General features: G+C 64.2%; 22 protein-coding genes. 7 read left to right on the forward strand and 15 right to left on the reverse strand.

Translation table 11 applies throughout. The features are described 5' to 3' along the window. Positions 1 to 99: 99 nt before the first annotated feature. A complete protein-coding gene (gcvA, locus tag LGM89_RS24760; RefSeq protein WP_226274232.1) occupies positions 100 to 1,005 on the forward strand; it encodes a transcriptional regulator GcvA in 906 nt (301 codons plus the stop codon). A gap of 179 nt (positions 1,006 to 1,184) precedes the next feature. On the opposite strand, the gene LGM89_RS24765 is transcribed toward gcvA, so the two are convergent. Both LGM89_RS24765 and LGM89_RS37215 read right to left on the reverse strand, forming a co-directional pair. Beyond that, a complete protein-coding gene (locus tag LGM89_RS24765) occupies positions 1,185 to 1,493 on the reverse strand; it encodes a hypothetical protein (protein WP_046547226.1) in 309 nt (102 codons plus the stop codon). A 954-nt stretch (positions 1,494 to 2,447) separates the two neighbouring features. After that, positions 2,448 to 2,570 carry a hypothetical protein gene (locus LGM89_RS37215; protein ID WP_256990214.1) on the reverse strand — a complete coding sequence of 41 codons (123 nt, stop codon included), beginning with the start codon at positions 2,568 to 2,570 and terminating at the stop codon, positions 2,448 to 2,450. 1,527 nt (positions 2,571 to 4,097) lie between these two features. Between LGM89_RS37215 and LGM89_RS24770 the strand changes: the two genes are divergently transcribed. Further along, entirely contained in the window at positions 4,098 to 5,414 is a 1,317-nt protein-coding gene (locus LGM89_RS24770) for a replication initiation protein (protein WP_039369202.1), read from the forward strand. A 95-nt stretch (positions 5,415 to 5,509) separates the two neighbouring features. Here LGM89_RS24770 and LGM89_RS24775 read toward each other — a convergent pair whose 3' ends face one another. The 4 genes from LGM89_RS24775 to LGM89_RS24790 form a co-directional block, all read right to left on the reverse strand. Beyond that, entirely contained in the window at positions 5,510 to 6,541 is a 1,032-nt protein-coding gene (locus LGM89_RS24775) for a ParB/RepB/Spo0J family partition protein (RefSeq protein WP_089499021.1), read from the reverse strand. Further along, complete coding sequence (locus LGM89_RS24780; RefSeq protein ID WP_031398033.1) at positions 6,534 to 7,229, reverse strand: ParA family protein; 696 nt, start codon at positions 7,227 to 7,229, stop codon at positions 6,534 to 6,536. The genes LGM89_RS24775 and LGM89_RS24780 overlap by 8 nt, the downstream gene beginning before the upstream one ends. 1,896 nt (positions 7,230 to 9,125) lie before the next feature. Next, the gene (locus LGM89_RS24785) at positions 9,126 to 10,142 is read right to left on the reverse strand and encodes an AraC family transcriptional regulator (protein WP_226274234.1); all 1,017 of its coding nucleotides are present in this window, start codon (positions 10,140 to 10,142) and stop codon (positions 9,126 to 9,128) included. A gap of 126 nt (positions 10,143 to 10,268) precedes the next feature. Then, positions 10,269 to 11,393, reverse strand: coding sequence for an MBL fold metallo-hydrolase (locus LGM89_RS24790; protein ID WP_226205273.1), 1,125 nt, complete (start codon positions 11,391 to 11,393; stop codon positions 10,269 to 10,271). 83 nt (positions 11,394 to 11,476) lie between these two features. Between LGM89_RS24790 and LGM89_RS24795 the strand changes: the two genes are divergently transcribed. Beyond that, on the forward strand, positions 11,477 to 12,130 hold the full coding sequence (locus LGM89_RS24795; protein WP_124578686.1) for a TetR/AcrR family transcriptional regulator: 654 nt from the start codon (positions 11,477 to 11,479) through the stop codon (positions 12,128 to 12,130). Positions 12,131 to 12,326: 196 nt separating this feature from the next. Then, a complete protein-coding gene (locus LGM89_RS24800; RefSeq protein ID WP_089499016.1) occupies positions 12,327 to 12,818 on the forward strand; it encodes a flavodoxin family protein in 492 nt (163 codons plus the stop codon). 94 nt (positions 12,819 to 12,912) lie between these two features. On the opposite strand, the gene LGM89_RS24805 is transcribed toward LGM89_RS24800, so the two are convergent. Next, positions 12,913 to 13,497, reverse strand: a complete 585-nt coding sequence (locus tag LGM89_RS24805; RefSeq protein ID WP_089499015.1) for a DUF2889 domain-containing protein — start codon at positions 13,495 to 13,497, stop codon at positions 12,913 to 12,915. A 729-nt stretch (positions 13,498 to 14,226) separates the two neighbouring features. Between LGM89_RS24805 and LGM89_RS24810 the strand changes: the two genes are divergently transcribed. Both LGM89_RS24810 and LGM89_RS24815 read left to right on the forward strand, forming a co-directional pair. Next, positions 14,227 to 14,892, forward strand: coding sequence for a ProQ/FinO family protein (locus LGM89_RS24810; protein ID WP_089499014.1), 666 nt, complete (start codon positions 14,227 to 14,229; stop codon positions 14,890 to 14,892). Between the two features lie 500 nt (positions 14,893 to 15,392). Next, positions 15,393 to 16,454: a DMT family transporter gene (locus LGM89_RS24815; protein ID WP_089499013.1), complete on the forward strand. Its 1,062-nt coding sequence runs from the start codon at positions 15,393 to 15,395 to the stop codon at positions 16,452 to 16,454. Positions 16,455 to 16,562: 108 nt separating this feature from the next. Here LGM89_RS24815 and LGM89_RS24820 read toward each other — a convergent pair whose 3' ends face one another. From LGM89_RS24820 to LGM89_RS24850, 7 genes are all read right to left on the reverse strand, one after another. Continuing rightward, entirely contained in the window at positions 16,563 to 17,153 is a 591-nt protein-coding gene (locus LGM89_RS24820; RefSeq protein ID WP_089499091.1) for a nitrogen fixation protein NifQ, read from the reverse strand. A gap of 84 nt (positions 17,154 to 17,237) precedes the next feature. Further along, entirely contained in the window at positions 17,238 to 17,663 is a 426-nt protein-coding gene (locus tag LGM89_RS24825) for a TOBE domain-containing protein (RefSeq protein ID WP_089499012.1), read from the reverse strand. A gap of 189 nt (positions 17,664 to 17,852) precedes the next feature. Further along, the gene (locus LGM89_RS24830) at positions 17,853 to 19,352 is read right to left on the reverse strand and encodes an efflux transporter outer membrane subunit (protein WP_089499011.1); all 1,500 of its coding nucleotides are present in this window, start codon (positions 19,350 to 19,352) and stop codon (positions 17,853 to 17,855) included. Further along, positions 19,349 to 20,323: an HlyD family secretion protein gene (locus LGM89_RS24835; RefSeq protein WP_089499010.1), complete on the reverse strand. Its 975-nt coding sequence runs from the start codon at positions 20,321 to 20,323 to the stop codon at positions 19,349 to 19,351. Before LGM89_RS24835 ends, LGM89_RS24830 begins: the two co-directional genes overlap by 4 nt. 1 nt (position 20,324) lies before the next feature. Continuing rightward, complete coding sequence (locus tag LGM89_RS24840) at positions 20,325 to 20,537, reverse strand: DUF1656 domain-containing protein (RefSeq protein ID WP_011350409.1); 213 nt, start codon at positions 20,535 to 20,537, stop codon at positions 20,325 to 20,327. A gap of 34 nt (positions 20,538 to 20,571) precedes the next feature. Beyond that, positions 20,572 to 22,713: an FUSC family protein gene (locus tag LGM89_RS24845; protein ID WP_226274235.1), complete on the reverse strand. Its 2,142-nt coding sequence runs from the start codon at positions 22,711 to 22,713 to the stop codon at positions 20,572 to 20,574. Further along, on the reverse strand, positions 22,710 to 23,189 hold the full coding sequence (locus LGM89_RS24850) for a MarR family winged helix-turn-helix transcriptional regulator (RefSeq protein ID WP_206137821.1): 480 nt from the start codon (positions 23,187 to 23,189) through the stop codon (positions 22,710 to 22,712). The genes LGM89_RS24845 and LGM89_RS24850 overlap by 4 nt, the downstream gene beginning before the upstream one ends. A gap of 312 nt (positions 23,190 to 23,501) precedes the next feature. On the opposite strand from LGM89_RS24850, the gene LGM89_RS24855 reads away from it, so the two are divergent. Beyond that, entirely contained in the window at positions 23,502 to 24,362 is an 861-nt protein-coding gene (locus LGM89_RS24855) for a MaoC family dehydratase N-terminal domain-containing protein (protein ID WP_226274237.1), read from the forward strand. 194 nt (positions 24,363 to 24,556) lie between these two features. On the opposite strand, the gene LGM89_RS24860 is transcribed toward LGM89_RS24855, so the two are convergent. After that, a complete protein-coding gene (locus LGM89_RS24860) occupies positions 24,557 to 25,453 on the reverse strand; it encodes a LysR family transcriptional regulator (protein WP_089499007.1) in 897 nt (298 codons plus the stop codon). Positions 25,454 to 25,547 lie beyond the last annotated feature (94 nt).

Here is a 25,547-nt window from a genome sequence, read left to right on the forward strand (position 1 = left end):
CGAGCCGGACGTTTGTGTGCCATATTGGCGGAGCTTGAGTACCCGATCAAACGATTAAACCTGAACCATCGTGTGAGTAAAACTCACGCGAACGATGCAATGGCCCGACGACTCCCTCCGCTGAATTCGCTGCGTGCGTTCGAAGCCGCCGCGCGCCTCGGCAGCTTCACGCTGGCCGCGGACGAACTGTGCGTGACCCACGGCGCGATCAGCCGGCACGTGCAACAGCTGGAAGCCTGGCTCGGGCGGCCGCTGTTCGAACGCCATAACCGGCGGGTCGAACTGACCGACCCGGGCCGCGCGTATCTCGCCGAGGTCGGCGCGTCGTTCGACCGAATCGCGCTCGCCACCGCGCAGCATTTCGGCCACGCGCAGCAGCGCGTGTTGCGCGTCAGCGCACCCGCGACGTTTTCGTTGCGCTGGCTGGTGCCGAAGCTGTCGTCGTTCCAGGTCGCCCATCCGGCCATCGAGGTGCGGCTGTCGACGTCGAACGAGCCGATCGACAAACTGCGCGACAAGGTCGATCTGATCGTTCGCGGCGGCCCGCAGGCCATCGACGGTTACGTTGCCGAGGAATTCCTGTCCGAAGTCCGCCTGCCGGTGTGTGCGCCGAAGCTGCTGGAGGGCCGGCCGTTGCATACGCCTGCCGACCTGGCCGGCTTCACGCTGCTGCACGCCGCCACCTATCCCGGCATGTGGCCTGAATGGCTCGCGGCAGCCGGACAGCCGAATCTCGTGCCACGCCACTCGCTGACGCTCGAGCATTTCTACCTGACGCTGCAAGGGGCGCTCGACGGGCTCGGCGTCGCGATGGGACCGATCGCGCTCGTCGCAGACGACATCGCAGAGGGGCGGCTGGTACAGCCGTTCAGCGAACCGGCACTGCCGCCGTGGCGCTATTTCACGTACGTGGCCTCGGCACGCGCGAACGACGATGCGGTGCGGGCATTCAAGGAATGGTTGAAGGTGGCGGGAAATACGGCCGCGATGGGCGTGCGGAACTGACTGTGTCGGTGTGCGGAGCGCGCGCGCCGAGACAGACAGGAATGCGAAACAAATAACGCAAGCGCCTGGATCGCGTTTGCCTTCGTCGGTGCCGGGAATGCTGTTTTCGATGTGCGCCGCGGAGCCGCGACGCACGCGGCAAGCCGCGGATCGAACCGTGGCTTGCCGCCGGACGGCGCTTACTGACTAGCGCCGGCGGCTTTCTTCTCCGCGTTCTGCAGGTTCTGCGGATAGTTCGGATCATTGGCCGCGGGCTTGTAACCGGCGTCTTCGAGTTTCTTCAGCTCGGCGTTGTTCTTCGCACGCGCTGCCTTGTGCTCTGCCTTGCGTTGGGCCCGGGCCGCCTTGCGTGCCTGGCTCTTCGCTGCCTTCGCGTCCTGTGCCGCGGGTGCGCTGGCGTCGGTCTGCGCAAACGCAGGAACTGCCGAGCCGAACAGGAACGCGGCTGCGGTAGCAGCCAGCGTGAGTTTTCTGATCTGGATTTGCATCGCTGAACTCTCTTTTCTGGTTTATCACGGATTGAAAGACCATCGAGATACCGCCCCAGCCCCGATCGGTTGTCATGCCGCGTTCGGGACCTGTGCATCATAACCGCGCCGCGAAAAATGTGGCGCCAACGTGGGAATGGAATTGGGGATACACGTATGGGAGAAAACGTGGATGCCGGTCGGCGGTCACGGACAGGACGAACTGTGTCGCTCGTATCGTTGCGTGTGCCGATCGCGCTGCGGCGGCAACAGGAAGCGGTCGATGTACCCGCGATTCAGCGACGAGGATGGGCGATGTACGCGCGGCACAGTGCGAGGTGAAATAGCCAGGACTGTTTCATAGGTGGTGTCGCCGGCATGCTCACGTCTGATGTGACTGTTATCAGGCCAGTCGCGATCACAGCATCAGCAGTCGAACTGTGTGCCGCGTTGCCGATCGACGCGGCTCAAGCGGCGGTTCCTCCCATAAACGACCACGATTCGGTTTTGCAGCGATCAAGGCATGCACGATTGCATCGCCACGGCGCGCAGCATTCGATCCGGCAACCCATCGCCGCACTGTGATGCCGAGCGTCACCTGAACCGGTACAACGCGTCACCGCGTGGTCCTGTGGTCTGTATGACGAATGGTGTGAACACATTGCGTGCGGTGAATACATCGGAGGCATTCACTTCACGGCTGCGCCGACGGTGCCGCACTGATGTCGCGGCGCTCGGCTGGTGACCGTGGCACGTTGGGTTGCGGTGTCGCGGCCACGCTTGTGAACCGTCCGATTCTGCTCAGGAACGCATCGCGCAACGTGCGCGCGCCACAGGCTTTTCATTCCGCAGCCTGGGTTGCCCGGCATCCCAGACGGGTGTCGGTGCCTGCACAGCATGCCGATTCCCGGTGCCTTGCCTGGTTGGTGAGCTTTTACAGGATTCGAAACTGTCGGAAGGTGAGCATTTTCGGGATCATCGCTCGAATTCGATTATGGTGAGCTGCGTGGTCGCCCGCATCTTCACGTTGTTCGCGACGTGCGGTAGATCGACCCAGGAGCCGGCGATGCGTGCCGACAGCGCGACCACCCGGTTCATCTGCGGGAAGCCGTTCCAGGGCCTCTCCTTGCGAGCGTGGCGCACAGCATCGAAATTGGGTTGATGGCGCCAAAGGTAGAAAGTTGCAAGACCCCCGAGGCTGCCAAGCGAATGACACCTATTCCCTCGGTACACGGTCCCCAGGCTAAATTTGACGAGAGACGCGCGCGCGCGAATGGAAAAACTTGTCCATGGACAGCGAAGCATGAGTGCAAAAAAACCCTTCGGCTGTCGTCCGGGATGATTTCAAACTGCTGTGAACGAAACCAGAGAGATTCGTGTTTCCGGATCGTTGATCTGTTTTGCGGGTCGACAACGGGCGCCGTCGAGGTCTCGGAGCCGCTTTTTTGATCCCATAAATGGGAACCTGTGCTCGGTAGCGAGGTTTTCTTCCCGTTTTTTTCCCATAGGTTTCTACGTTTCAAGCTCATGTGAGTGTGTACTCACCTCTTCCAGGAGCCTTGTCGGGCCTGAAGCCTGTGTAGAACAGGGCGCCAAGTCATTGTTTTCAGGTGTGAATCGAAGGTTTGAGATGCCAGGCACACCATAGACGGCTCCCATTGGTAGCGGTTTATGGGGTTCGTCTTTCTGTGGAAGCGCACGTGTGTTTACATCTTTTGTAAACCACGTTTACTTCTTTAACTACTTTTAGACGGCTCACAGCCTTATCTGACAAGGGTTTGAGGGGTGTTCGGTACCCATTTATGGGAGCACAGGTGTAAGGGCTTGGGAGTTAAGGTCTGTGGATTTGGGGATTCGGGTACCGCGTTGTGGGGAATCGGGGTTGTGGATATGGGGCAAGCGTACCCGGTTATGGGAAATCGGCCCGGAAACGCGTTGGGTAGTCGTCTATGGGGATGCCTGTGGGTAGCCTTTTATGGGGCGCCTTTGAGGATCCGTGAACGCCGGGTCGCACAGTGATTTTTCTTGGGTAGCCGGTTATGGGGCACCTCAAAGGTAGCCAGTTATGGGTCACATTTGAGGCAGCTCGATTGCCTTTCTCCAGGATTTCCTGTGGCGGTCTCCCATAGACAGGATCGATGGGACCGACAGGTAACCTTTTATGGGGAAAACAATGGGTTGCCGTTTATGGGAGCGATGGTTGCCTTTCGGGCTGAAATCAGTGCAGGCAACGCAGCCGGAGCCTGTCGTTAGGTACCCTCCTGTGGGAATCGGTGAAGGTAGCAGGTTATGGGAAGAAAGTCGGTCTGTGCTGCAGGGCACCACGAATTTGTCCCACGATCCCGATTCTCGGCATTTGCTTCCCATGGATGGTTACCTTGCCAAGGGCAAATCTCATGCCGGGTTTCCACGTCCGGACATGAAAGGTAGCGGCTTGTGGGAAGCATTTTTGTCGAAAGGTAGCTGGATATGGGGTCCCGCACAACTCTTCTGGTTGCAAATTTTCCTTTTATATCTGCAGGTTAGCGGAGATAGTGCAAGTAAAGCCGGAACAAGGACGTTGCTCCTCGGCGGGAAAAGGTATAAAGTCCGCTCTCAACAAGGTCACCTTATCCGGACATTACGATGCCGCGCAAGCCCGCAAGCAAAGGCTCAGACAAACAGGTTTCACTGTTTCAGACACCCGAGCCTCCCGACTTGCTGCGCAAGGCGGTCCAGGCGATTCATATCGCGCCCAAGTCCGGGAAGATCGGCCTGCAGCAGCGCAAGATGTTCAGCTCGCTGATCAAGAACGCGCTTCGACAGGAGGCGTTCGAGCCAGGCCGGACGAGCTTCTCGATTTCGCTTGCGTCGCTTTCGCACGAGAGCGGGTTGAACAGCAACAATACGAAGTACGTGAAGGACACGGTCAACTCGTTGATCAGTACCGTCGTCAACTGGGACTATCTGGCCGCGGATCGGTCGACCGTCTGGAAAGCGTCGGGCCTGCTCGCCGGCGCGGAGCTCGAGCAATCGGTGCTGAAGTACAGCTTCTCCGACCAGATTCGCAGCGAGTTGCTCAACCCCGAGATCTACGCACTGATCGATATGCGGATCGCCCGCGAGTTCCGGCGGTCGCACTCGCTCGCGTTGTGGGAAAACACGGTGCGCTACGAGGGGATCGGCATCACCGCGAAGATCCCGCTGCCGAAATTTCGTGACCTCATTCTCGGCCAGGACAAGGCGTCGCAGTCGTACAAGGAATACAAGCTGTTCAAGAGCAAGGTCCTGGTGCCGTGCATTCAGGAGGTGAACGAAGTTTCGGATCACACGCTCGAGTTGATCGAACACAAGTCTGGCCGGAGCGTGGAGGCGGTTCAGTTCAAGGTGACGCGCAAGCAGAGCACCGATACGGTGGAGGATGGCGACGTCAAGAACGAAGCGCTGGTCGAGGAGGTCGCCAAGTTCGGCATCCCGCGCTCGGAAGCGCGCCGGCTGATTACGCAATATGGCGTGCAGCGCATCAAGGCGGCGATTGCCTATACGCTCAATCGGACTACGAAGAAGAATGCGGCCCCGGTCGACAATGTGGCCGCGTATTTCCGCAAGGCGCTGACGCACGGCTACACGCTGTCCGACGGGCAGGGAACGGAAGCGGCGGCCCCGGCGAAGGAATCCGCGCAGAGCAAGCAGGAACAGATTCGCGACAAATATCTGGCGGCGAAGGTCGAGGAAGCCGGCGCGTATTTCCGCGAACTGGAGATCGACGACCAGACCAAGCTGATCGAGCGTTACAACGAGACGGTGGCAGGCTCGAAGGACCTGACGCTGTCGCCGAAGAAGAAGGCGAGCAAGCTCGCGCAGACCAGCTTCTTCCGGTGGCTCGCGCTGGATACGTGGGGCGAACCGACTTCGGACGACTTGCTGGAATTCCTGCTGAAAAGCAGTCTCGCCGGCAACTGAACGAAGGCCTCGCAGCCGGATGTGCGTCGCGCGCCGGACGTCGTCGTCCGGCTTCGCGGTGCACCGCGGATGCGAGGCCTTCTGCTTTTCGCGCGTTACTGTTGCGTGGCCGTTGCCAGTTCGGCAACGTACGCATCGATGACGGTCTTGAGCTTGTCGGCGAGCGCTTCCTGATGCGATGCGTCGACGCCTTTGAGCTGCAGATCCAGACGTCCGTCCGGATAGGTTTTCAACTGGCCGATCGCTCGCGATTCGAGCGCGAAGTCATGGCGAACGCTATAACGCGTACGTCCCGCTTTCTTGCTGCCGTCGCTTTGTGCACGCAGGAAATTCTCCAGATCACGAACCGACTTTTTCCGGTCGATCACGGCCGTCAACAGCCGGTCGGCAGTCGGCTCGCCCAGGCGTTCGAAGATCAGCTTCAGGAAGTACGCCGCCTGCAGGCCGACCACGTCGTTCGCGCTAGCCATCCGCTCCAGGAGTGTGTTCGGGAGTGCGTTGAGCGACAGCGTCTTGCTGATCGATGCCTTGTCCTTGCCGATCTTTTCCGCCAGCGTGTTCTGGTCGGAAAAGACTTTCTCGTCGAGGAGACGCTTCCACGCGACCGCATCGTCGAAGATCGTCTGGCGTTCGTGGTCGTGGTTCGCGCGATACGCGATCGTGTAGAGCTGCTCCGGCGTGTGATCCGTGCGGAACGTGGCGTTGATGGTTTCATCGCCGTTGATGCTCGTCGCGCGGAGCCGGCGTTGCCCGTCGATCACCACGAGCTTGCCGGGAAACTCCGGGAGCCGCGTAACCTTGATCGGCTCGATCTGCCCTTCCCGTTTCAGTGTCAGGGCGAGCTCGTGCAGGCTCGACTCCGAGTAGAACACGCGCGGGTTGAACGGGTTCGGAATGCAATCCTTGACCAATACCTTCTGAGGCGCGCCAAGATCCGGTGCGCTGGCCGGCGTGGCCGCGGCCGGAGCGCCGGCGGGTGCCGTTTCGCCGACGACGTTCGGTGCAGCCGCCGGTTCGGGCAGCCGCGTTTCGAGCGCCGCATTCTCCTGCGCGAGTCCGCGCAGCAGGCCGGCTGCGAGATGCAGGTTGCCGGTCGGCTTCTTGTCTTTCGATGTGTCCTTAGCCATGGGCGGCTCCGGTAGCGCGCGTCGACGCGATGTATTGGGCCATTTCCGTGACCAGCTTTTCGATTTCCGCACGGGCTTCTTTCAGGCCCTTCAGATAACGATTGTGGTGATGGATCGTGGTGCCGAGCGCAAACGTCTGACGGTAGACCTCGCGCTGCGCGATCTGGCTGTCGAGCAGATGCTCCCCTATTTCTTCAGCTCTTAGAATTTTTAAAATTTCTTCACGCATTTTAGTTTTTCCATTAACGCTATTCAGCATTAATGCGGAAGAAAGATTTGGGTTACGGACGGCTCGCATCGACTCGATCATGCGGATCATCGCGACCGTGCTGTAGAGATCGGCTGGCGACGGTGACAGCGGCACGAGGCAAAAGTCGGCGACTTCGAGTACGGAGGCGATTCGCGGGTCTTCGAGGTTGCCAGGACAGTCGACCACGATCACGTCGAAGTTCGCGTCCTGTTTCTTGATCTCGCCGCCGATGCCGCGACCGGCAGGGGCCAGAGAGAGAACCGTCATCGGCAGCGTGTTCTCGCCGCTCGTCACCCACCGGACGGACGTTCCTTGAGGGTCGGCATCGATCAGCGCGACCTTGTTGCCGCCGGCTTCGAATGCGGCGGCGATATTGACGGAGATGGTTGTCTTTCCAGTCCCACCTTTTTGATTACTGACGGCGATCTTGAAAGCCATTAAATTCCTCCACGGAGTTTTGCGTAATATATGCAGTTATTGCAAAAATGTCCAGAAAAGCCTTCGATGCGATGTATGTCTTAAGGATCGATGTGGTTGTCACGTGACAAGTGGGCCAAACGGCCAATGAGTCAGTCATGATTGATGATCGAGTAAAAATAAAATAGACGACCGAGATCGAAAAGTACGTACGAAGATCGAGAAAAAATTCGATAGATCTCGATGTCGATGGCTGCGTTGGCAAATGGAGATGAAGACGGGGCGCTTGATGTCGCGGTGTTCGCGGTAAAAATCACCACGGTTTCCGCTAGTCAGTTCATGGGCGTCGAAAGGAATCTTGGTTGTCACGTGACAAGTAGCGGGATTCGGTCCTTCTCAACGTAGTCCGGCGCCAGAAAATCTCTCCTTCGATTGCACTTAAAGCTATGGCGAGATCATTCGACGCTCGAAATCTCCCTTTGGGTTTTTGGCATGACTGTTTCCGGCACGACGAGTTGTCACGTGACAATCGGTGCGGTGCGGTGCGGTGCGGTGCGGTGCGGTGCGGTGCGGTGCGGTGCGGTGCGGTGCGGTGCGGTGCGGTGCGGTGCGGTGCGGCAGGTCGCGTCGGTGCCGAATCGCCCCCCAGGACGAGTTGTGATCGGACTTCATAGGACATGGGCGCGTGGATCGCCAAAGAAGAGATTCGCATCGCGATCTCGTCGCGACATGCAGTTTCCTGGGTGAACTGGCTGGGGCGTTGTCACGTGACAACTGAAGTGTTGTATCGGGGAAATTGCGTGTCGAAGCGGCGGGTTGCGCCGCGTGTCGGGGGCGCCTATGTCGAAAAGCCTTAGTCACCAATTGGTCTGCAGGCACGAGGGCTCCATCGCTGACTATTTGCAATCGCGTACCAGAAGAAAGGCGCTGGTCAGCTTGCTGGGTCGCGCCTACGAGTGAGTGTCATTGATGCTATTGATGTGACCCTATTTAATTGAGGCGGTCAGACCAACATTGCGCGCGTATTGTCCGGAAGGGGAGGGTGCGGGCTTTGCCGCGCGTACCCATGAGTTACGTAACCAGTACAGTCGAGCTTCTGCTCGGCAACTATGCAAATGAGGCTCCAATTTGTGACGAACCGCAGTGTTGATGGCCACCTAACAACTCAAACGGGCCGGATCGTGAAACATTTCCAAGAAATTCGGTGTTCGCGGAAATCCTTATCTGGCAATGGGTTGCGCTATATTCTTCATGTTGTTTCACGCCAAATCGGCAAGATTAACCTTGTAAATAGGGGCGTATGGCCATTTCGCACTCTTCGAGCAAGAGACGGTGTGAATGCGGTTCGATATGTACTTAACGATACGTAAAATGTTGTATTCGAAACGTATCCAGTCGATCTGATGCCGAGATAAATCGAACCGAGGCGAATCAGATGCATCTTGACAAGGCGTCGAGCGACTTCTTGGGTGCCCACGCCGGTCTATCGGCGAGAGTTGTCACGTGACAACGCACACTTTCACCGCGCAAATCGATGGTTCGCAGCGTGGCGCGAGACTCCCAGCGCTGCAGCGTTTGTGGCCGAGCGTCCGGAGGGTACTAAGACGACTTGGTTGCGGAGACGGCATGGTCCTCATCAATTCATGAGATCGATATGAAATGACTTGCCTCTAGCCGATGAACATTTGCGATTTCGGATACAGGTCCGACGCCGCGAGGCGCCCGCGCACCGCCCGATACTTAATTTGAATTCGCGGCGGCCTGCCGAGCAATCACTTCGGAGCAAGCAACTAGCGCGCATCTCGCTGCGCTCGTCTGGCTCAAGCGGGTCGCCCCTTCGCGCATGAAGGGGCGACCCACGCATTCCGCGGATACCACCAACCGCGGTATCTCACATCTCCGGTACCGTCCCGGTGATCAATACGTCGCCGCGACCGAAAGAGCGACATCCGTTCCGCTTCGCAGGCTATCGATATCTCTCCGCGGAGAATTACCGAACAACCGGCTGTATTCGCGATTGAACTGAGTCGGGCTTGCATATCCGACCCTGAACGAGGCCGACGCGGCGTCGAGCCGCTCGGACAGCATCAGTCGACGCGCCTCATTGAGCCGTATCCATTTCTGGTACTGCAGCGGACTCATGCCGGTGAGCTGGCGGAAGTGGTGGTGGAAGGTCGAACTGCTCATTTGTACCTGCGCCGCCAGATCGTCGACCCGAAGCGACTCGTCGTAATGGGTCCGCAACCACTGGATCGCCCGCGACACGCGGTTGCCCTGACTGCCGGCGGACGCAATCTGACGCAGGCGGGCACCCTGGTCGCTGGTCAACAACCGGTAATAGATTTCCCGCTCGACGTACGGTGCGAGAACTGCGATGGCGTTCGGATCATCCAGCAACGCCAGCAAGCGATTCACCGCGTCATAGAGCGATTCGTTCATATCGCCGACGACGAGGCCGCGGCCTGCCGGGGCTTCCTCGTGATCCGCTGCGACCTGCGCCATCAATTCAGCCATGACGCGAAAATCAAGCTTGAGCCCGATTCCGAGAAATGGCCTTTCGCGGCTGGCTTCGATGACCTGTGTCGAACCCGGCAAGTCGAGGGACGTGATCAGAAAGCGGTTGGCGTCGCAGAGATACACATCGCCGCTCTGAATGAGCCGCTTCGTGCCCTGGACGACGAGACCGAAGCTCGGCTCGACCATGCAGTCCATCGGCTGCGTTGTCGCCTCCCTTCGATGGAGGCTCAGGTTCGGAATGGCCGTGGTGAGGTGATCGACGTCTTTCGTCCATCTCGCGACGCGCTCTGCGAGCGTCTGCCGCAATTCGTTCTCCCGGCTGCGGCTCGTTGATCGGGGGGCAACGGGGTTGAATGCGGCGATGGTGGCGTCGTCGACGGGGTGGCCGGGGGCGTATCGGACGGGTGCCGGATGCATGACTTCTCTACTCAGGTAATCGGATCTACAGACAGCCCGTCGACGTGCGGGTACGCCGGCAACGCGCCTGCCGGAGCTGCGGCATTGCCGCGCTCCGGGGAAAAAATGTACAACGGTCGGCGGACTTTACTTCGCGGCCTGCGACGCGCAAAGCGTCCAGCGGCGCGATTTCGTGGCAACGGACGTCACGCGCTCGTCCACCGTGCGCCACCACCGCTCGCCGCGATGCGGTTCGTCGAGTGCGAGGCGCTCGCCCATCCTGGGCGTCGACAGATCGACGCCTCGCACGATCGCCAGTGCCGTGACACGCTCGAACGGTTCCTGCCAGCGATGCATCGCGAGATCGAACGTGCCGTTGTGAATCGGAACCAGCCAGCGTCCGCGCAAATCGATGTGCGCCTGTACGGTCTCTTCCGGCTGCATGTGCACATACGGCCATTGCGCGTCGTATGCGCCTGTTTCGATCAGCGTGACATCGAACGGCCCGAGGCGCTCGCCGATCGTCCGGAAGCCGTCGAAGTAGCCGGTGTCACCGCTGAAGAACACGCGCAAGTCGTCGTCGACGATGACCCAGGACGCCCACAGCGTGCTGTTGCCGTCGAACAGGCTGCGCCCGGAAAAGTGCTGGGCAGGCGTCGCGGTCAGCGTCAGGCCGGCGACGTCGACGCTCTGCCACCAGTCGAGCTGACGGACTTTCTTCGCGTCGATGCCCCATTCGATCAGGCGGTCGCCGACACCCAGTGTTGTCACGAACACGCCGGTGGTCGCCGCGAGCGCGAGCACCGTGTCGCGGTCGAGATGATCGTAGTGATCGTGCGACAGGATCACGCCGCGCAGCGGCGGAAGATCTTCAAGCGCGATCGGCGGCGCATGGAAACGCTTCGGACCAACGCGCCGAAACGGCGACGCGCGCTCGGCGAACACGGGATCGGTCAGCCAGAATTCGCCGCGCAGCTTGAGCAGCAGCGTCGAATGGCCAAGCCGGTACAGGCTGCGATCGGGCGCCGTGTCGAGCGCGGCGCGCGTCAACGAATCGACGGGTAGCCGCCCCGCGGGCACGGTATGGCGCGGCTTGTTGAACAGCATGTTCCAGGCGATCCCGAGCGTCTTGCTCAACCCCTCGACCGGACGGGGCGCGACATTGCTGAAACGCTCGCCATTGTGCTGCGGCGAGCCGCCGGACAGTGCGCGGCCGCGCCGGGCGGCCGCCAAACCCAGAATGCGGTGAATCAAAACGAGAGGCGATGCCATGTCGGTTCGTCCGGAAGAGAAAGTACACTAAACAGTGTAGTTTATTTCTGGGATAAGTAAACTACCCGGTGTAAAATTTCTGGATGGATACCAGCACTCCCCCTCAGCGCCTGACCGATCGAAAGCGCGCGGCCATCGTCGACGCGGCCATCGAGGAATTTCTCGCGTCGGGTTACGACGCGACCAGCATGGACCGCATCGCCGCGCGTGCGGACGTGTCGAAGCGCACGGTCTATAACCACTTCCCGGGCAAGGAAACATTGTTCGCCGCCATCCTGCAAAAATTGTGGGATGCAACCCGGACAGGCAGTTCGCCAACCTATCGTGCCGATGTGCCGCTGCGCGAGCAATTGCTTGCGTTGCTGGATCGCAAGATGCGTCTGCTCAGCGATGAGGCATTTCTGTCGCTCGCACGCGTCGCGATCGGTGCGGCCATCCATTCGCCGGAACGTGCGCGTGACATGGTCGAGCGCCTCGGAGAACGCGAGGAAGACATGACGGTCTGGGTGCGGACGGCTGCGGCGGCCGGACGCCTGTCCGTCACCGATCCGGTGTTTGCCGCGCATCAGCTGCACGGTGTCGTGAAGGCATTTGCGTTCTGGCCGCAGATAACGATGGGCCAACCGCCGCTCGCGGAGCCGGCGCAACAAAAAGTCGCTGAATCCGCCGCCGACATGTTTCTCGCGTACTACGCGCAGCCGGAACATACCGACGCATCGCGCGGCGTAACGGACTGACCGTGTGTGTATCCGGTCGAACTTGCGCGAATCGAACCTGGCGCAACATGCATGATCGGAACGTGCTTCGTAACGACGCGCCGGCAAACCGGCAGATCCAGGAAAGCGACCGCGGGATGTCTTATCGGATCTCTGGCCATTCAGCGGAAATCGGCGATGCCGTCAGCGCACCTGAACCGAACGTGAGCAACGACGAATGAAGACGCTGTTGATCGTCTATCACACGATGACCGGAGGCACGCAACAGATGGCCGAAGCGGCCGCCGGTGCTGCGCGCGAGCAAACCGGCGTCGACGTGAGGCTGCAGCGCGCCGATGCGACGAGCGCGGACGACGTACTGGCCGCCGACGCCTATCTGTTCGCAACGCCGGAGAATCTCGCGGCAATGTCCGGGCTGATGAAGGATTTCTTCGACCGCTGCTACTACGCGGCGCTCGATCGCGTGAACGGCCGCCCGTATGCGGTGATGATCTGCGCGGGAAGCGATGGGCAGAACGCGCTGCGCCAGATCGACCGGATCGCGACCGGATGGCGCTTGAAGAACGTGGCGCCTGGCCTGATCGTCTGTACCCACGCGCAGACGCCGGAACGCATCCTCGCGGCGAAGACGATCGACGCCGCCGATCTCGCGCGCTGTGCCGAATTGGGCGCCGGTCTCGCAGCGGGGCTTGCACTGGGCGTTTTTTGATTGCCGGTGCTGCAACTGCGACGACTGTTCGACGCCCGGTGGTGCACGCGACGCGCGCATTCTGCCGATACGGCACTGGCCGAACGCCCGGCCCTTAACTGCCCTTTGGCGCCTCGGAAGGCCGATGATATTCGGGCCAAAGTCGTTTCACGAGATCGCGCGATGCGCCGTAGGCATGGCAACTATCGATCTTGAGCGGTTTCCCGTCGCTGTCGCGCGCCTCGAGCGACGACTTCCGCATGCCGACCATCGTCTGATAGGCCGTGGTGGCGATCGGGCCGAGCAACTCCTTCAGGTGCGTGCACGTATCGCAGGACGGCAGGCGCTTGCGGATCTCGCTGTTCCAGCCCGCGCCGATGCTCAGTCCGACAAGCGCCTGCAGCGAGTCACCGCCGCCCGGGCACTGCGCATATGGATGCGACCGGAGGAACGTGGACACGGTGCGGACGACCATGTCGGCGTCGAAGACCAGCGTCACACCGAGGTCGTGGATCGGCGACAGCGCAGCGACCGTCCGCGTGCCGCCCGGCGGCGTGAAATCAAAGGTTTTGCGGTCCGCGAGGCAGGCCGTTACTTCGAACCGGCCGTCGCTGCGCCGATAGCCGCGCATGTCGATTTGCCGATGGTGAATCTCCTCGCGCGTGATGCCGTCGTGCGGGATGTCGTGTGGGGGAACCATGTCTCTGCTCCGTTTCGTACAACCGGTTCGTTCTTTTGGCAGGCAAGCGGGATGGCGGCGGGTCGCCGGTGGGGCTCGGCGAAACGGGCCGACGCACGCTGCCGTTGACATCGATCCGGCCATACTACGCACTTTTCGGCCTCTTCGTGCGCCACGTGATGGATGCGGACGCAACGAGTCGTATGCGGGCACCGATGCTGTCGAATGGGTACGGCACTTGCGCCGATCCATCGTCGTGGTCATTGATTCGCTCGCAGCCGACGCCGCTGCCCGGGATGCAGAAGCGCAGCCGGGGCCGAGGCGCGCCGATGCGGCGGGATCGCGTTCGACGTCCGGAGGCGGAATACCACGTGTCGGGCGTCGATCGGTGTCGCCGGGGCAATCGCAGCACGGAAAATGGCCCCGATTTCCGCCCACGAGCGTGAACGGCGTGACTTCCGGAAACGTATCCATATAATGCGCAACACGACCGCATCGACGCATTTCCGGTACACCGAATCGGGCCAACGCAGACCAGTGAGTCAACCGGCCGCCGCGCGTACCGGTATACTTCCACTCCTGCCTTGTCCGGCATCGTGGCCGGGTGCCTGAAAACAGAGTGGCGTGCGCGATGCGGCCCCGTAGTGTTCCGCATCGGCGGCAGAGGGGTCGCACGCATGGCGGCGAAGCTTGTGCGCCGCGCGGCATGGCCGCACGAACCACACCTTATATTCCTGGTGGATTGAATTTATGGGTTTTGAACAACTTGCCGAATTGCGGGCGCAGCTCGCAGCGAAGGCCAAGCAGGAGCGCAACGCGAAGCGGCCGGCAGCGCCGGCGGACACCGGCGCGAAGCCGAAGTCCGGCGACCAGCCGCAGCGTGGCGCCAAGCCGGCTGCGGCCGGCGGCAAAGCAGCGCACCGCGCGAAGCCGGCTCCGGCGAAGCCGTCGGCGCCGGTCGATCCGGTCATCGTTGCGATCGGCAAACTGCAGCGTAAGTTTCCACGTGCGTTCCCGAAGAATCCGGCCCCCAAAGTGCCGCTCAAGGTCGGTATCTGGGACGACCTCGCACGTGAAGCACAGGCCGTCGGGCTCAACGAAGCCGAACTGCGCGAAGCGATGTCGACGTGGTGCCGTGGCAACCGCTACTGGTCGTGCCTCGTCGAAGACGCCGTGCGGGTCGATCTGCAGGGTAACGAAGCAGGGCGTGTCACGCATGACGATGCAGCTCGGGCACGCCGCCTGAAGGCTCGTCGCCCCGGCAACAAGGGCGCGGGGCAATCGGCCAAGGGCGCGCCGCAGCAGCCGAAGGCTGAGCAGCAAGCCGAGGCCGCCGCCGAGCCGCAAGCGGCAAACGTGGAAGCACAAGCCGATGCAGCGCCGCAGGTCGAGCAGCAAACGGCCGGAAACGCGTAATCCGCACCGCGCCGCTGCATACTGCACGGCGCTTTCCCGCAGGCACATCGCCTGCGGTGAATGACCCGACAGTCCGACCTGCCTCGACCGAGGGAGGTCAGGACTGCTCCCACCGGTGCTCGACGTGCCGGGCGCTTATCTATCCCACCTCGAACAGACCACGCGACCGGACGAAGAAAGTTCGCCGATCGATGCTGCACGCGCGTTGTCTCGACTGTGTCGTTTGCGCATGAACGGTACGCATGCCGCGCATACGGCGACGCTTCTTTCGATTGATTCGTGTTCCTAAAATAAAGGCATGCCGAAACTATCGACTGACGCGTGGACGATCCCACTCGGTCATCGTGACATGCTGACGCGCGATAATCTCGTCGATGTCGTCAGGTCGCACGCAAGCTCGCCGGCTGCCATGCAGCTTGCATTGCGAAAGGTCGAAAAGCCCACCGCGACGCAACCCGCTGCGACGGCCAGCGTCTTTCAACGTCAATTCGAACCGGATCATGCACTCGAGACATTCCGCGATTCTCGTCGCGCTCACCGCTGCCGCGCTGTTCGGCGCCGCGACACCGCTCGCCAAGGCGCTGATCGGCGCGATGTCGCCGTTCATGGTCGCCGGCCTGTTCTATCTCGGCAGCGGCGTCGGGCTCGGTATCGGGATCCTGCTTCGTCGCCTGCACAACCGGCAGGCGACGACCGCAGGCGCCGCGCCGCTGCAGCGTGCAGACCTGCCTTGGCTGGCTGGCGCGATTGCGGCGGGCGGGGTGGCCGGCCCGGCGTTGCTGATGCTCGGGCTGTCGAGCACGCCAGCGGCGACGAGTGCGTTGCTGCTCAATCTCGAGGGCGTGCTGACGGCCGTCATCGCGTGGGTCGTGTTTCGCGAGAACGTGGATTCGCAGGTGTTCCTCGGAATGGTCGCGATCGTCGCCGGCGGCACGCTGCTGTCGTGGACGCCGGGCCACGCAGGCGTGCCGGTCGGCGCGCTGCTGATCGTCGGCGCATGCCTGTGCTGGGCGGTCGACAACAACCTGACCCGCAAGGTGGCCGCAAACGATGCGATGGTCATCGCGTGCGCGAAGGGGCTGATCGCCGGCCCCGTGAACATCGGCATCGCGCTGGCGACCGGCGCGACGCTGCCGGCTGTCCCGGTCACGGCTGCCGCGATGCTGACGGGGCTCGGCGGCTACGGGATCAGCCTCGTGCTGTTCGTCGTCGCACTGCGTCATCTCGGCAGCGCGCGCACGGGCGCATATTTCTCGATCGCGCCGCTGTTCGGCGTCGTGCTGTCGCTGCTGATCTGGCCCGCGCTGCCGCCCGGGACGTTCTGGATCGCTGCCGTGCTGATGGCGCTCGGGATCTGGCTGCACGTTCGCGAACGACATGAACACACGCACACGCACGAGCCACTCGAGCACACGCATCGGCATCGGCACGACGAACATCATCAGCATGCGCACGATTTTGCGTACGACGGCAACGAACCGCACACGCATCCGCACGTGCATCTGCCGATCACGCACAGCCATGCGCATTTTCCGGACATTCATCACCGGCACCGGCATTGAGCGCGTCATGACCAGCAGGCGATACGGTGCGCAAGGTAACCGTTTATGGGGCGGGTTCTCCGGATAGCGATGCGACGACTCGGATGAGCAGCCCGGCAGCCGCGGTGGTTATCGCGCGTGGGGAAAGCAAAAGCCGAAATCCTCGCAGCCCGGGCACCCGGGGGCGGGGCCCGACGGTACATCGAGCGCGGCGGCCACTTCCTGTGCGAGGAATTTCTTCCAGCGCAGGTGAGCGACGTTGCGCGCGGCAAGCGCGGGGAAATAGCGATCGAGCATCGCGGATACCGCGTCGCGCCCGTCGAGCCCGAGATCGCGCCACAGATGATCGGGGCGAAGGCAGGCGTGCGCGATGATCGACGCGAGACAGCCGGCGTCGTCGCGGTCGGCGGCGGGATTCGCGTCGTTCATCAGCCGCGTGTGCAGCGTTGCGACGAACGCCGCGTGAGGGGATGGCAGCACTGCCATCGCGGCCGTTGGCGCGAGCGCTGCGACATCGGCCGCAGGCAGGTGCGGAAACTGCCGCGTCAGCAGGCCGGCCAGTTGACGACGAGACAGGCCGAGCAGCCCGAGTTCGTTGCGGCGCGCGCGTGCCGCAACGAGTGCGCCGAACAGGCGTGCATCGGGTGTGTCGGCACTGGCCGCCGCGGACAGCAACGACTGCAGCGCCCGTTGCCGAGCGTGATCGAACGCGGTTGTCATCGCATGCATCCGACCGGCAGCCGCACGTCGCGATTCGCGTGAATGCGCGGTGCCAAACGGGTTGCCATCGCAATCGTCATGCGTTCATTCGACGCCGACGATCACGCTCGATGCCTTGAAGATCGCGGACGCGGCCGTGCCGCTCGCGAGGCCGAGGCGATCGACGCTGTCGTTGGTGACGATCGCGACGATCTCGGCGCCGCCCGCGGCCTTGATCACGACTTCCGAATTGACCGCGCCTTTCGCGACCGACAATACGGTGCCCGCGACGCAGTTGCGGGCCGACACTTTGCTGCTGTCGACGTCGACCATCACGATCACCGACGACGCCTTCACGAGCGCGAATGCCTTCGAGCCTGCCGCGAGGCCCAGCGAAGCCGCGCTGCCGTGGGTGATCACGGCGACGATGTCGAGGCCGTCCTGCGTGTGGAGCGTAATTTCGTCGTTGACGGCACCGGTCTTGACGGCGCTGACCTGGCCGGCGAAATGGTTGCGGGCGCTGGTTCGCATGATGGATCTCCGGGTGGATGCTGCTGGGGGTTCAGCGGCAAAAGATGAATGGAAATGCATCGGCCAGTTTACCGTCAACGTGGGGGTTCGTCGTCCTTCCGACGCTATGGCGCGCATCAGGAAAGCTCGCCGCCGCCAAGCGTTTCGCCAGATGCGCGTGATGTCCTGAAGATGACTGCGCTGCCGTGATTACTCGCTGGTCGCGGGTGTCGCGGCGGTGCGCGTGGCGTCGGGGCGGACGTCCGGTGCGGCCGTCGTACCGTCGGATTCCCACCCCCCGCCAAGCGCGAGGAAGAGCCGCACCTGGTCGGTCGCGACCTGGCCTTCGGCGGCTGCCACCTGCGCCTGCGCGCTCGTCAGCGTACGCGTCGCGTCGAGATCGGAGATAAACGACTCGCGGCCGGCCAGATAGAGGCGATGCGTTTCGTCGGCGGAATTGCGTGCCGATTCATACGCAGTACGCAGCGCTTCCATGCGCTGCACGTCGGCCGCATAGGTTGCGAGGCTCGACTGCGTTTCGCGCAGCGCGTTCAGCACGACGCCGTCGAAGTGCGCGAGCGCGCCACCCGTCGCGGCTTCGGCCTCGCGTACGCGGGCACGCTGGCCGTTGACCGGGAACGACCAGCTGATCAGCGGGCCGAACGACCAGCGATTCGTCGTGGACGAGAACAGGTCGGCGGCGACACCGACCGAGCCGGCCGACGCGCCGATGCTGATCGACGGGTACAGCGCGGCGGTCGCCACGCCGATCCGCGCGGTCGCGGCCGCGAGTTGCCGCTCGGCTGCGCGCACGTCTGGGCGGCGGCGCAGCAGCGCGGCGCCGTCGCCGATCGGAATCGGCTGGCGCAGCTTCGGCAGGCGCTCGCATTCGGCAACGGCCTTCGGCAGGTCGGCCGGCGAACGCGCGAGCAGCGCGGCGAGCTGGTATTGCGCGACCTTGCGGCGGCCTTCGAAGCGCGGGATATCGGCGGCGAGGGTGCGCACCTGCGTCACGCCGCGCGTCACGTCGGTCTGGTTGCCGCGCCCGGCATCGCGCAGCCGCTGCGATAGCGCGACGCGCTGCTTCTGCAGCGCGAGCGACTGCTTCGCGACAGCCAGCTCGTCGCCGGCCGAGCACGATTCGACGTACGCACGCACGACGTCGGCGACGACCGTGATGCGCGCCAGGTCGCCGGCGGCCCTGACGGCTTCGCTGTCCGCGCGCGCGGCTTCGACGCCGCGCCGCAGCTTGCCGAACAGGTCGATCTCGTACGACACGTTGATGCCGACCGCGCCTTCGTTGACGATCGGCAGCTTGTTCTCGAGCAGGTATTGCTCGGCCGACTCCTGGGCGCGCTGCACGGCGGCTTCCGCGCCGCCCGAGAAGCCACCCTGCTGGCTTGCGACTTCCAGCGCCGCGCGCGAACGCGCGAGGTTGGCCGCGGCGACGCGCAGGTCGGTGTTCGACTTCAGTGCATCGCGCACGAGCGCGTTGAGCACGGGGTCGTCGTAGAGCTGCCACCAGTTGCCGGGCACGGCGTCGCGCGACACGAGCGTGCGGTTCGCATCGTCGAGCGCATGGTTCGCGAGCGGCGCATTCACGTACGCCTGCTGCGGCAGCGTGTAATCGGGGCCGACGGACTTGCACGCGCCGAGTGCGAGCGCAAGCGGCGCGAGCGTCGCGGCGAGGCGCAGACCGTGCCGCTTCATTGCGATGCTCCTGTCGCGCTGGCGGCCGTGCCGGAAGCCGTCGATACCGGTGCGGCGACCGCCGACGCGCCGGCCGCCGGCTTCGTTTGGTCGTTGCGGCGCGTGTCGGCTTCGCGCATCGAGACGGTCGCGGTACGGCCCGCGATCATCCGGAAATCGTCGGGTACCTCGTCGAGCACGACGCGCACCGGCACGCGCTGCGCGAGCCGCACCCAGCTGAATGCGGGGTTCACGTTCGGCAGCAGGTTCGCGCCCTGCGTGCGGTCGCGATCCTCGATCGCGGCGACGATGCTCTGCACGTGGCCGCGCAGCGCACGCGGCTCGCCCATCACGATGATGTCGACCTGTTGGCCGATGTGGATGCCGCGCAGCTTGGTTTCCTCGAAGTAGCCGTCGACGCGGAACGAATTGCGGTCGACGACCGACAGCACCGCGCGGCCGGCCGGCACGTATTCGCCGACGCGCGGCGCGCGGTCGTTCAGGTAGCCGTCCACGGGACTGACGATCGTCGTGCGCTGCAGGTTCAGCTTCGCGGTGTCGAGCGACACCTGCGCATCGGCGACGGCCGCTTCGCCCTGTTCGACGCGCGTGCGGCTTTCCTCGACCTGCTCGCTCGCGACCAGGTTGCCGAGCTGCAGGTTGCGGGCGTACTCGCGCTTCGCCTGCGCGAGCGTCGCGCGGCGCTGCGCGAGCGTGGCTTCGGCGAGCCGTTCCGCGAGCGCGTAGCGCGCCTGGTCGATCACGAACAGCACCTGGCCGCGCTTGACCTCCTGGTTGTCGGCGACCTGCACCGACGTGATGAGGCCCGCCACGTCCGGCGCGACCTGGATCACGTCGGCGCGCACGTGACCGTCGCGGGTCCACGGCGAGAACATGTAGTAGTTGACGATGCGCCACAGCACGATGGCCGCCACGACGACGACGATCAGGGTGAGCAGGATTTGCCCTGCCGAGAGCCAGGTTTTTTTCACGTTAGGTAGCCACGAGATGGTGGGACACGATCACGACGGCGGCAAACACGAACACGTAGATGCCGAGGTCGAAGATCGAACGGTGCCAGACGAGGCGGTAGAAGCCGACGCGCTCGAGCACGGCGCGCACGACGATGTTGATCAGGTAGGCGATCAGCATCAGCACGAGCGGGGCCGGCACGAATACGCCGAAGATGTCGATTTCGCCGATCATGGTCGCGGTCGGAAGGACGGATGGGAAAGCGGGATCATGCGCGTGCTCCGTCCGGCGCCTGCGGCGCCTGCCCGGCCGCGGCCGGATACAGCGACAGGCGCAGGCCGACGAGCGCGTGCAGCGTGTCGCGCAGCCGGCGATGCGTGGCGGGCGTGGCCGGTGCGGCGGGCGCGGTGGGCGCCGTGCCGTCGTCGGCCGGCGCGGCGCCCGGCAGGTTGCGGCCCGCGACGCGGCGCAGCGCATCGTCGATCGTTGCAAGCAGCGCGGGCGGTGCCGGCTGGCGCGCGTTCGCGGCGGCGCAGCGTTCGTAGTGGTCGGTGACGCCGGCCAGCACGCGATCGATCGCGTCGGGCACGTCGCCCGACAGCCGGCGGCGCGAGCGGCGCAGGTCGAGCGCATTGAGCGCGATGCGCAGGTCGCGGAAGCTCTCGATCGACGGGTGGCGATGATCGTCGGACGCGCCGAGGCGCGGCAGCAGATGCGTGACGCGGTCGAGCATCCGCGATGCGTGGTTGCGCTGGTCGTCGAGCGGCTGCGTCGACGCGGAACGCGCGACATCTTCCCAGCCCGAGCGCAGCAGGCGCCGCACCGCGAGTTCCGCACCGAACGGCCGCGTCGCACGGGTCCATACATAGGCGAACAACAACCCGGCGACACCCGCGAGGTTGCTGTTCAGGAACACGAAGAAATCGGCGTCGTACGCACCCTGGATGCTGATGAAGGTGGCCGTGTTCACGGCGACGAGCATCGTCACCATGTTGAACTGCGGGCGCGGCAGCAGCGTGCCGATCAGGATGAACGGGCCCGCGAACATCACGACGAGCATCGCGAAATCGTGCACGTGCGGCAGCACGACGAACAGGTACAGGCCCGCGAACACGACGCTCGCGGTCGTCGCGAGGAAGAACTTGAACACCAGCGGCGCGGGCTCGTCGAGCGCGGCGAAGAAGCTGCACGACACGGCCACGAGCGTGACGGCGGCGGCGCCGTCGTGCCAGCCGGACGCGATCCACAGCCAGCTCGCGAACACGATCGCGGCGACCACGGTCAGCGTCGAGAACAGCATCATCCCGCGATCGAAGAAGCGCTCGGTGCCGCCAAGCCGCCAGTGCCGGTAGCGCGGCTGCCAGACGCCCGCTTCGTTGCCGATCAGCGCGCGCAGCGAGCGGCAGTCCTGCCAGATGTCGATGACCTGGCGCAGCCGCCACAGCGCGTTCGACAGCAGCGCGCCGTCCCAGCTCGCGAGCGCGTCGTCGGCCGGCTGCAGCGCGGCGATGCGTTCGCGCAGGCGTTGCGCGACCGGGTCGTCGGTCATGTCGCCGTTGGCGCCGGCCCGGACGGCCGGCAGCGGCGCGTCGAACCATGTCGCGGCATCGGCAAGCAACTCGTCGAGCCCGGCCGGCCGGATATGCAGGTCGCGCATCAGCGCGATCAACGGATCGGCGAGCGACGACATCAGCGGCAGGAACAGCTGCATCCGGCCCGCGAGCGCCTGCGCGCGCGCGAGGACGCGCGGGTGCGCATGGTCGTAGCTCAGCTGGCTCAGCAGGAATTCGAGGCCCGTGATGGTCGCCGCGAGGCGTTGCCGGCATGCGGACAGCGCCTTGCCGGCGATGTGCCCGGACAGCGTCTCGCGGCCGTAGAACGCGGCATCCTTGAACCACGCGTCGGTGCGCTCGATCAGCGTCGGCGCGAGCCGGTTCGGGAAGATCGCGCTGCCCACCACGCTCGCGCACACGATGCCGAGCACGATCTCCTCGGTACGTGCGATCGCGACGTCGAACACGGTGGACGGATCGGTCACGGTCGGCAGCGCGACCAGCGGCATCGTGTAGCCGGCGAGCATGAACACGTAGCTGCGCGCGGTGCGATCGGAGATCGCGAGGTAGAGCAGCGTGCCGCACCAGGTGGCGACGATGATCGCGAACAGCAGCGGCGTCTCGACGAACGGCGGCACGAAGAAGATCGCGGCGGCCGCGCCGAGCGCCGTGCCGAGCGCGCGATACAGCGCCTTCGAGCGCGTCGCGCCGACGAACGGGTTCGACACGATGTAGACGCTCGCCATCGCCCAGTACGGGCGCGGCAACTGGAAATACAGGCCGAGATACAGCGCCAGCATCGACGCGGCGAACGTCTTGCCCGAGAACAGCCAGTCGCGAAGGCTCGGGTAGGTCATGACGTGGCGTCACCGGTGTGGGAGGCGCGCGCGGCGGGCGTGTGCGGCTCGGACGCATTGAAGGCGTCGAGCACGCGCAGCGTCGCTTCGAGATCGGCGCGCGTGACACCCTTGAGCACCTGCGCGCGCAGCACGCGAAGGTCTTCCTCCATCTTCGCGGTGACCGCGCGGCCGGCGGCCGTCAGCGAGATCGTTTTCGCGCGACGGTCGTGCGGATCCTCGTCGCGGCGCGCGAGGCCGGCCGCGCACAGCTGGTCGAGCAGGCGCACGAGCGATGGCCCTTCGATGCCGACGTATTCGGCGAGCGTGCCCTGGCGCACGCCTTCGCCGAGGCGCCCGGCGATCAGCAGCGGCGTCGCGCACGCCTCGGACACGTTGTACGTAGTCAGCACGCCGTCACTGGTGCGGCGCCACTTGCGCGCGGACAGCACGAGAAGGCTGCTGACGGCGAGGCGGAGGTCGTGCAGATTGGTCATGGGCGAGATGATAGGGGCAAATTAATTCGATAGCAAACTATCGTTTTTGTCACCCGGATGACACGTCACACGCGGCGCGGCAGGCCCATCTGATGCAATTTAGGCGGCGTGCCGGGGATGGTCAAGCTGTAAGGTTTTGCCGGCACGGGTGGTGCGTTTGGCGGCTGCGATCGAATGGTCAGATGAAAGTCGTCCTGCAGGGCCGCTCGCGGGTCAGGCAGGTTCGAAGCCGGGGTTCGGCAAATCCGGCTTCGCGAAACGGCGCGCGGCATGCATATTGAGGCCGTTGCAAGCCACCTGGAGATTCCGCACGTGTCCCCTTCATCCTCGCAGCCGCCCGCCCCGACGTCGCTCGACGCGTGGCTGGGCAAGACCGAAACGCTCGGCGACGACATCACCGCGTTTCCGCTGAACGCGCTGGCCGCCACGCTCGACCGCCCGTCACCCGGCGACGTCGTGCCGCCGATGTGGCACTGGCTCTATTTCCTGACCGTCGCGCCACTGGCTGAAGTTGGCCCCGATGGCCATCCGAAGCGCGGCGGCTTCCTGCCGCCCGTGCCGCTGCCGCGCCGCATGTGGGCCGGCGGCCGCCTGACTTTCCATGCGCCGCTGCGCACGGGGCGGCGCGCGACGCGCGAATCGACGATCGAGAACCTCGAGGACAAGACGGGCCGCAGCGGCCGGCTCGTCTTCGTGACGGTGCAGCACCGGGTCGAGTGTGACGGTGAGCTGTGTGTCGAGGAGGAGCACGACATCGTCTATCGCGATGCGCCGCAGCCGGGCGCGCCGGCGTCGAAGCCGGTCGCGGCGCCGGCAGGCGAGACGTGGTCGCGCACGGTCACGGCCGACGCGGTGATGCTGTTCCGCTATTCGGCGCTGACCTTCAACGGTCACCGCATCCACTACGACCGCAGCTACGTGACGCAGGAGGAGGGCTATCCGGGGCTCGTCGTGCATGGCCCGCTGATCGCGACGCTGCTCGTCGATCTCGTGCATCGCGAACGGCCCGACGCGACGCTCGCCAGCTTCGCGTTCCGCGCGGTGCGCCCGACGTTCGACGGGGAGCCGTTCACGCTATGCGGCAAGCCGTCGGATGATGGCCGGACGATCGAGCTGTGGGCGAAGGATCGCGACGGCTGGCTGACGATGCAGGCCACGGCGACCCTGGCGTAACGCGACAGGCGAGCGCGGGGCATACAGGGCGCGGTGCGTCGTCGAACGGGGTTGACGAACGGCATGACGAACGGCATGACGAACGGGAGCCGATCGGATTCGTGCCGAGGAAGGCCGTGCGGTTCGTCGGCGCGCCTGTGTCATCCCGGGCGGTTGCCGGAACGCTTGCCGCGTCACGCCCGGCCGCATGCCGCTCAGGCGCGCGTGTCGGCCGACGGCAACAGCGCGGCGAAGCGGTCCGCGAGCGTCGGGCGCGACCGGGCCGGCCAGATCGCGCTCAGTTCGAAATTCGGCAGTGCGGCGCCGTCGCGGATCGGGCTGTATACAACGCCGTCGAAGGCGAACGCATGGATCGAGCGCGGCAGCAGCGATACGCCGCATCCGGCGGCGACGCACGCGACCACGGTCAGCGTGCGGTTGACGTCGAGCACGATGTCCACCGCATGGCCGGCCTGGCGGAACGCGCTGAGGATGCCGGCGCGGATCAGTGGCAGCTGATCGTGCGGAAACCACACGAGGCCGGCCGCGGCAAGCTCGGCCAGCGTGACGGCGCCGCCCGGCTGGCGCGGGAAATCCTTCGGCAGCACCGCGACGAGCGGATCGCGCCGGATCAGCTTCTCGCGCATCCTGCCGTTGACCGCGACCGGCGTATGCAGCAGCCCGATATCGATCTCGCCGCGCTCGAGCGCGATCGCCTGCTCGGCATTGCTCATCTCGCTCATCACGAGCTCTACGTCGGGCGCGCTCTCGCGCAACGCGCGGATCGCGCGCGGCAGCGTGTCGAACAGCGCGGCGCTGACGAAGCCGATCGTCAGGCGCCCGGCGCGCTGCGCGCCGATCTCGCCTGCCCGGTGCGCGGCCGCGTCGAGCCGCGCGACGCTCAGGCGCAGGTCGTCGACCATCGCGAGCCCGGCCGGCGTGAGCGCCGCGCCGCGCCGTGACCGGTCGAACAGCCTGACCCCCAGCTCCTTCTCCATCCGGTTCAGCGCCTGGCTGAGCGCCGGCTGCGCAATGCCGAGTTCGCTGGCCGCGCGTGTGAAGCTGCCGGCATCCGCGATCGCGAGGAAGTAGCGAACGTGCCTGATTTCCATAAGCATGTGTTATGAATAATTATTCGAAACATAGTAGCGAATTATCCAAATGATTCATAGGATGCACATCAAGCGTCGCCGAGACAGGCGGCGC

It is taken from the genome of Burkholderia sp. AU31624 (genome assembly GCF_020420065.1).
In the GTDB taxonomy this organism is placed as follows: Bacteria; Pseudomonadota; Gammaproteobacteria; order Burkholderiales; family Burkholderiaceae; genus Burkholderia.

Coding starts and splice junctions, on each gene's coding strand:
- LGM89_RS24765 (WP_046547226.1), bottom strand. CDS start 1,493: ATGCAAATCCAGATCAGAAAACTCACGCTGGCTGCTACCGCAGCCGCG.
- LGM89_RS24800 (WP_089499016.1), top strand. CDS start 12,327: ATGAAGACGCTGTTGATCGTCTATCACACGATGACCGGAGGCACGCAA.
- LGM89_RS24770 (WP_039369202.1), top strand. CDS start 4,098: ATGCCGCGCAAGCCCGCAAGCAAAGGCTCAGACAAACAGGTTTCACTG.
- gcvA (WP_226274232.1), top strand. CDS start 100: ATGGCCCGACGACTCCCTCCGCTGAATTCGCTGCGTGCGTTCGAAGCC.
- LGM89_RS24825 (WP_089499012.1), bottom strand. CDS start 17,663: ATGCGAACCAGCGCCCGCAACCATTTCGCCGGCCAGGTCAGCGCCGTC.
- LGM89_RS37215 (WP_256990214.1), bottom strand. CDS start 2,570: ATGAACCGGGTGGTCGCGCTGTCGGCACGCATCGCCGGCTCCTGGGTC.
- LGM89_RS24805 (WP_089499015.1), bottom strand. CDS start 13,497: ATGGTTCCCCCACACGACATCCCGCACGACGGCATCACGCGCGAGGAG.
- LGM89_RS24860 (WP_089499007.1), bottom strand. CDS start 25,453: ATGGAAATCAGGCACGTTCGCTACTTCCTCGCGATCGCGGATGCCGGC.
- LGM89_RS24790 (WP_226205273.1), bottom strand. CDS start 11,393: ATGGCATCGCCTCTCGTTTTGATTCACCGCATTCTGGGTTTGGCGGCC.
- LGM89_RS24785 (WP_226274234.1), bottom strand. CDS start 10,142: ATGCATCCGGCACCCGTCCGATACGCCCCCGGCCACCCCGTCGACGAC.
- LGM89_RS24815 (WP_089499013.1), top strand. CDS start 15,393: ATGCACTCGAGACATTCCGCGATTCTCGTCGCGCTCACCGCTGCCGCG.
- LGM89_RS24810 (WP_089499014.1), top strand. CDS start 14,227: ATGGGTTTTGAACAACTTGCCGAATTGCGGGCGCAGCTCGCAGCGAAG.
- LGM89_RS24830 (WP_089499011.1), bottom strand. CDS start 19,352: ATGAAGCGGCACGGTCTGCGCCTCGCCGCGACGCTCGCGCCGCTTGCG.
- LGM89_RS24775 (WP_089499021.1), bottom strand. CDS start 6,541: ATGGCTAAGGACACATCGAAAGACAAGAAGCCGACCGGCAACCTGCAT.
- LGM89_RS24820 (WP_089499091.1), bottom strand. CDS start 17,153: ATGACAACCGCGTTCGATCACGCTCGGCAACGGGCGCTGCAGTCGTTG.
- LGM89_RS24795 (WP_124578686.1), top strand. CDS start 11,477: ATGGATACCAGCACTCCCCCTCAGCGCCTGACCGATCGAAAGCGCGCG.
- LGM89_RS24780 (WP_031398033.1), bottom strand. CDS start 7,229: ATGGCTTTCAAGATCGCCGTCAGTAATCAAAAAGGTGGGACTGGAAAG.
- LGM89_RS24840 (WP_011350409.1), bottom strand. CDS start 20,537: ATGATCGGCGAAATCGACATCTTCGGCGTATTCGTGCCGGCCCCGCTC.
- LGM89_RS24850 (WP_206137821.1), bottom strand. CDS start 23,189: ATGACCAATCTGCACGACCTCCGCCTCGCCGTCAGCAGCCTTCTCGTG.
- LGM89_RS24845 (WP_226274235.1), bottom strand. CDS start 22,713: ATGACCTACCCGAGCCTTCGCGACTGGCTGTTCTCGGGCAAGACGTTC.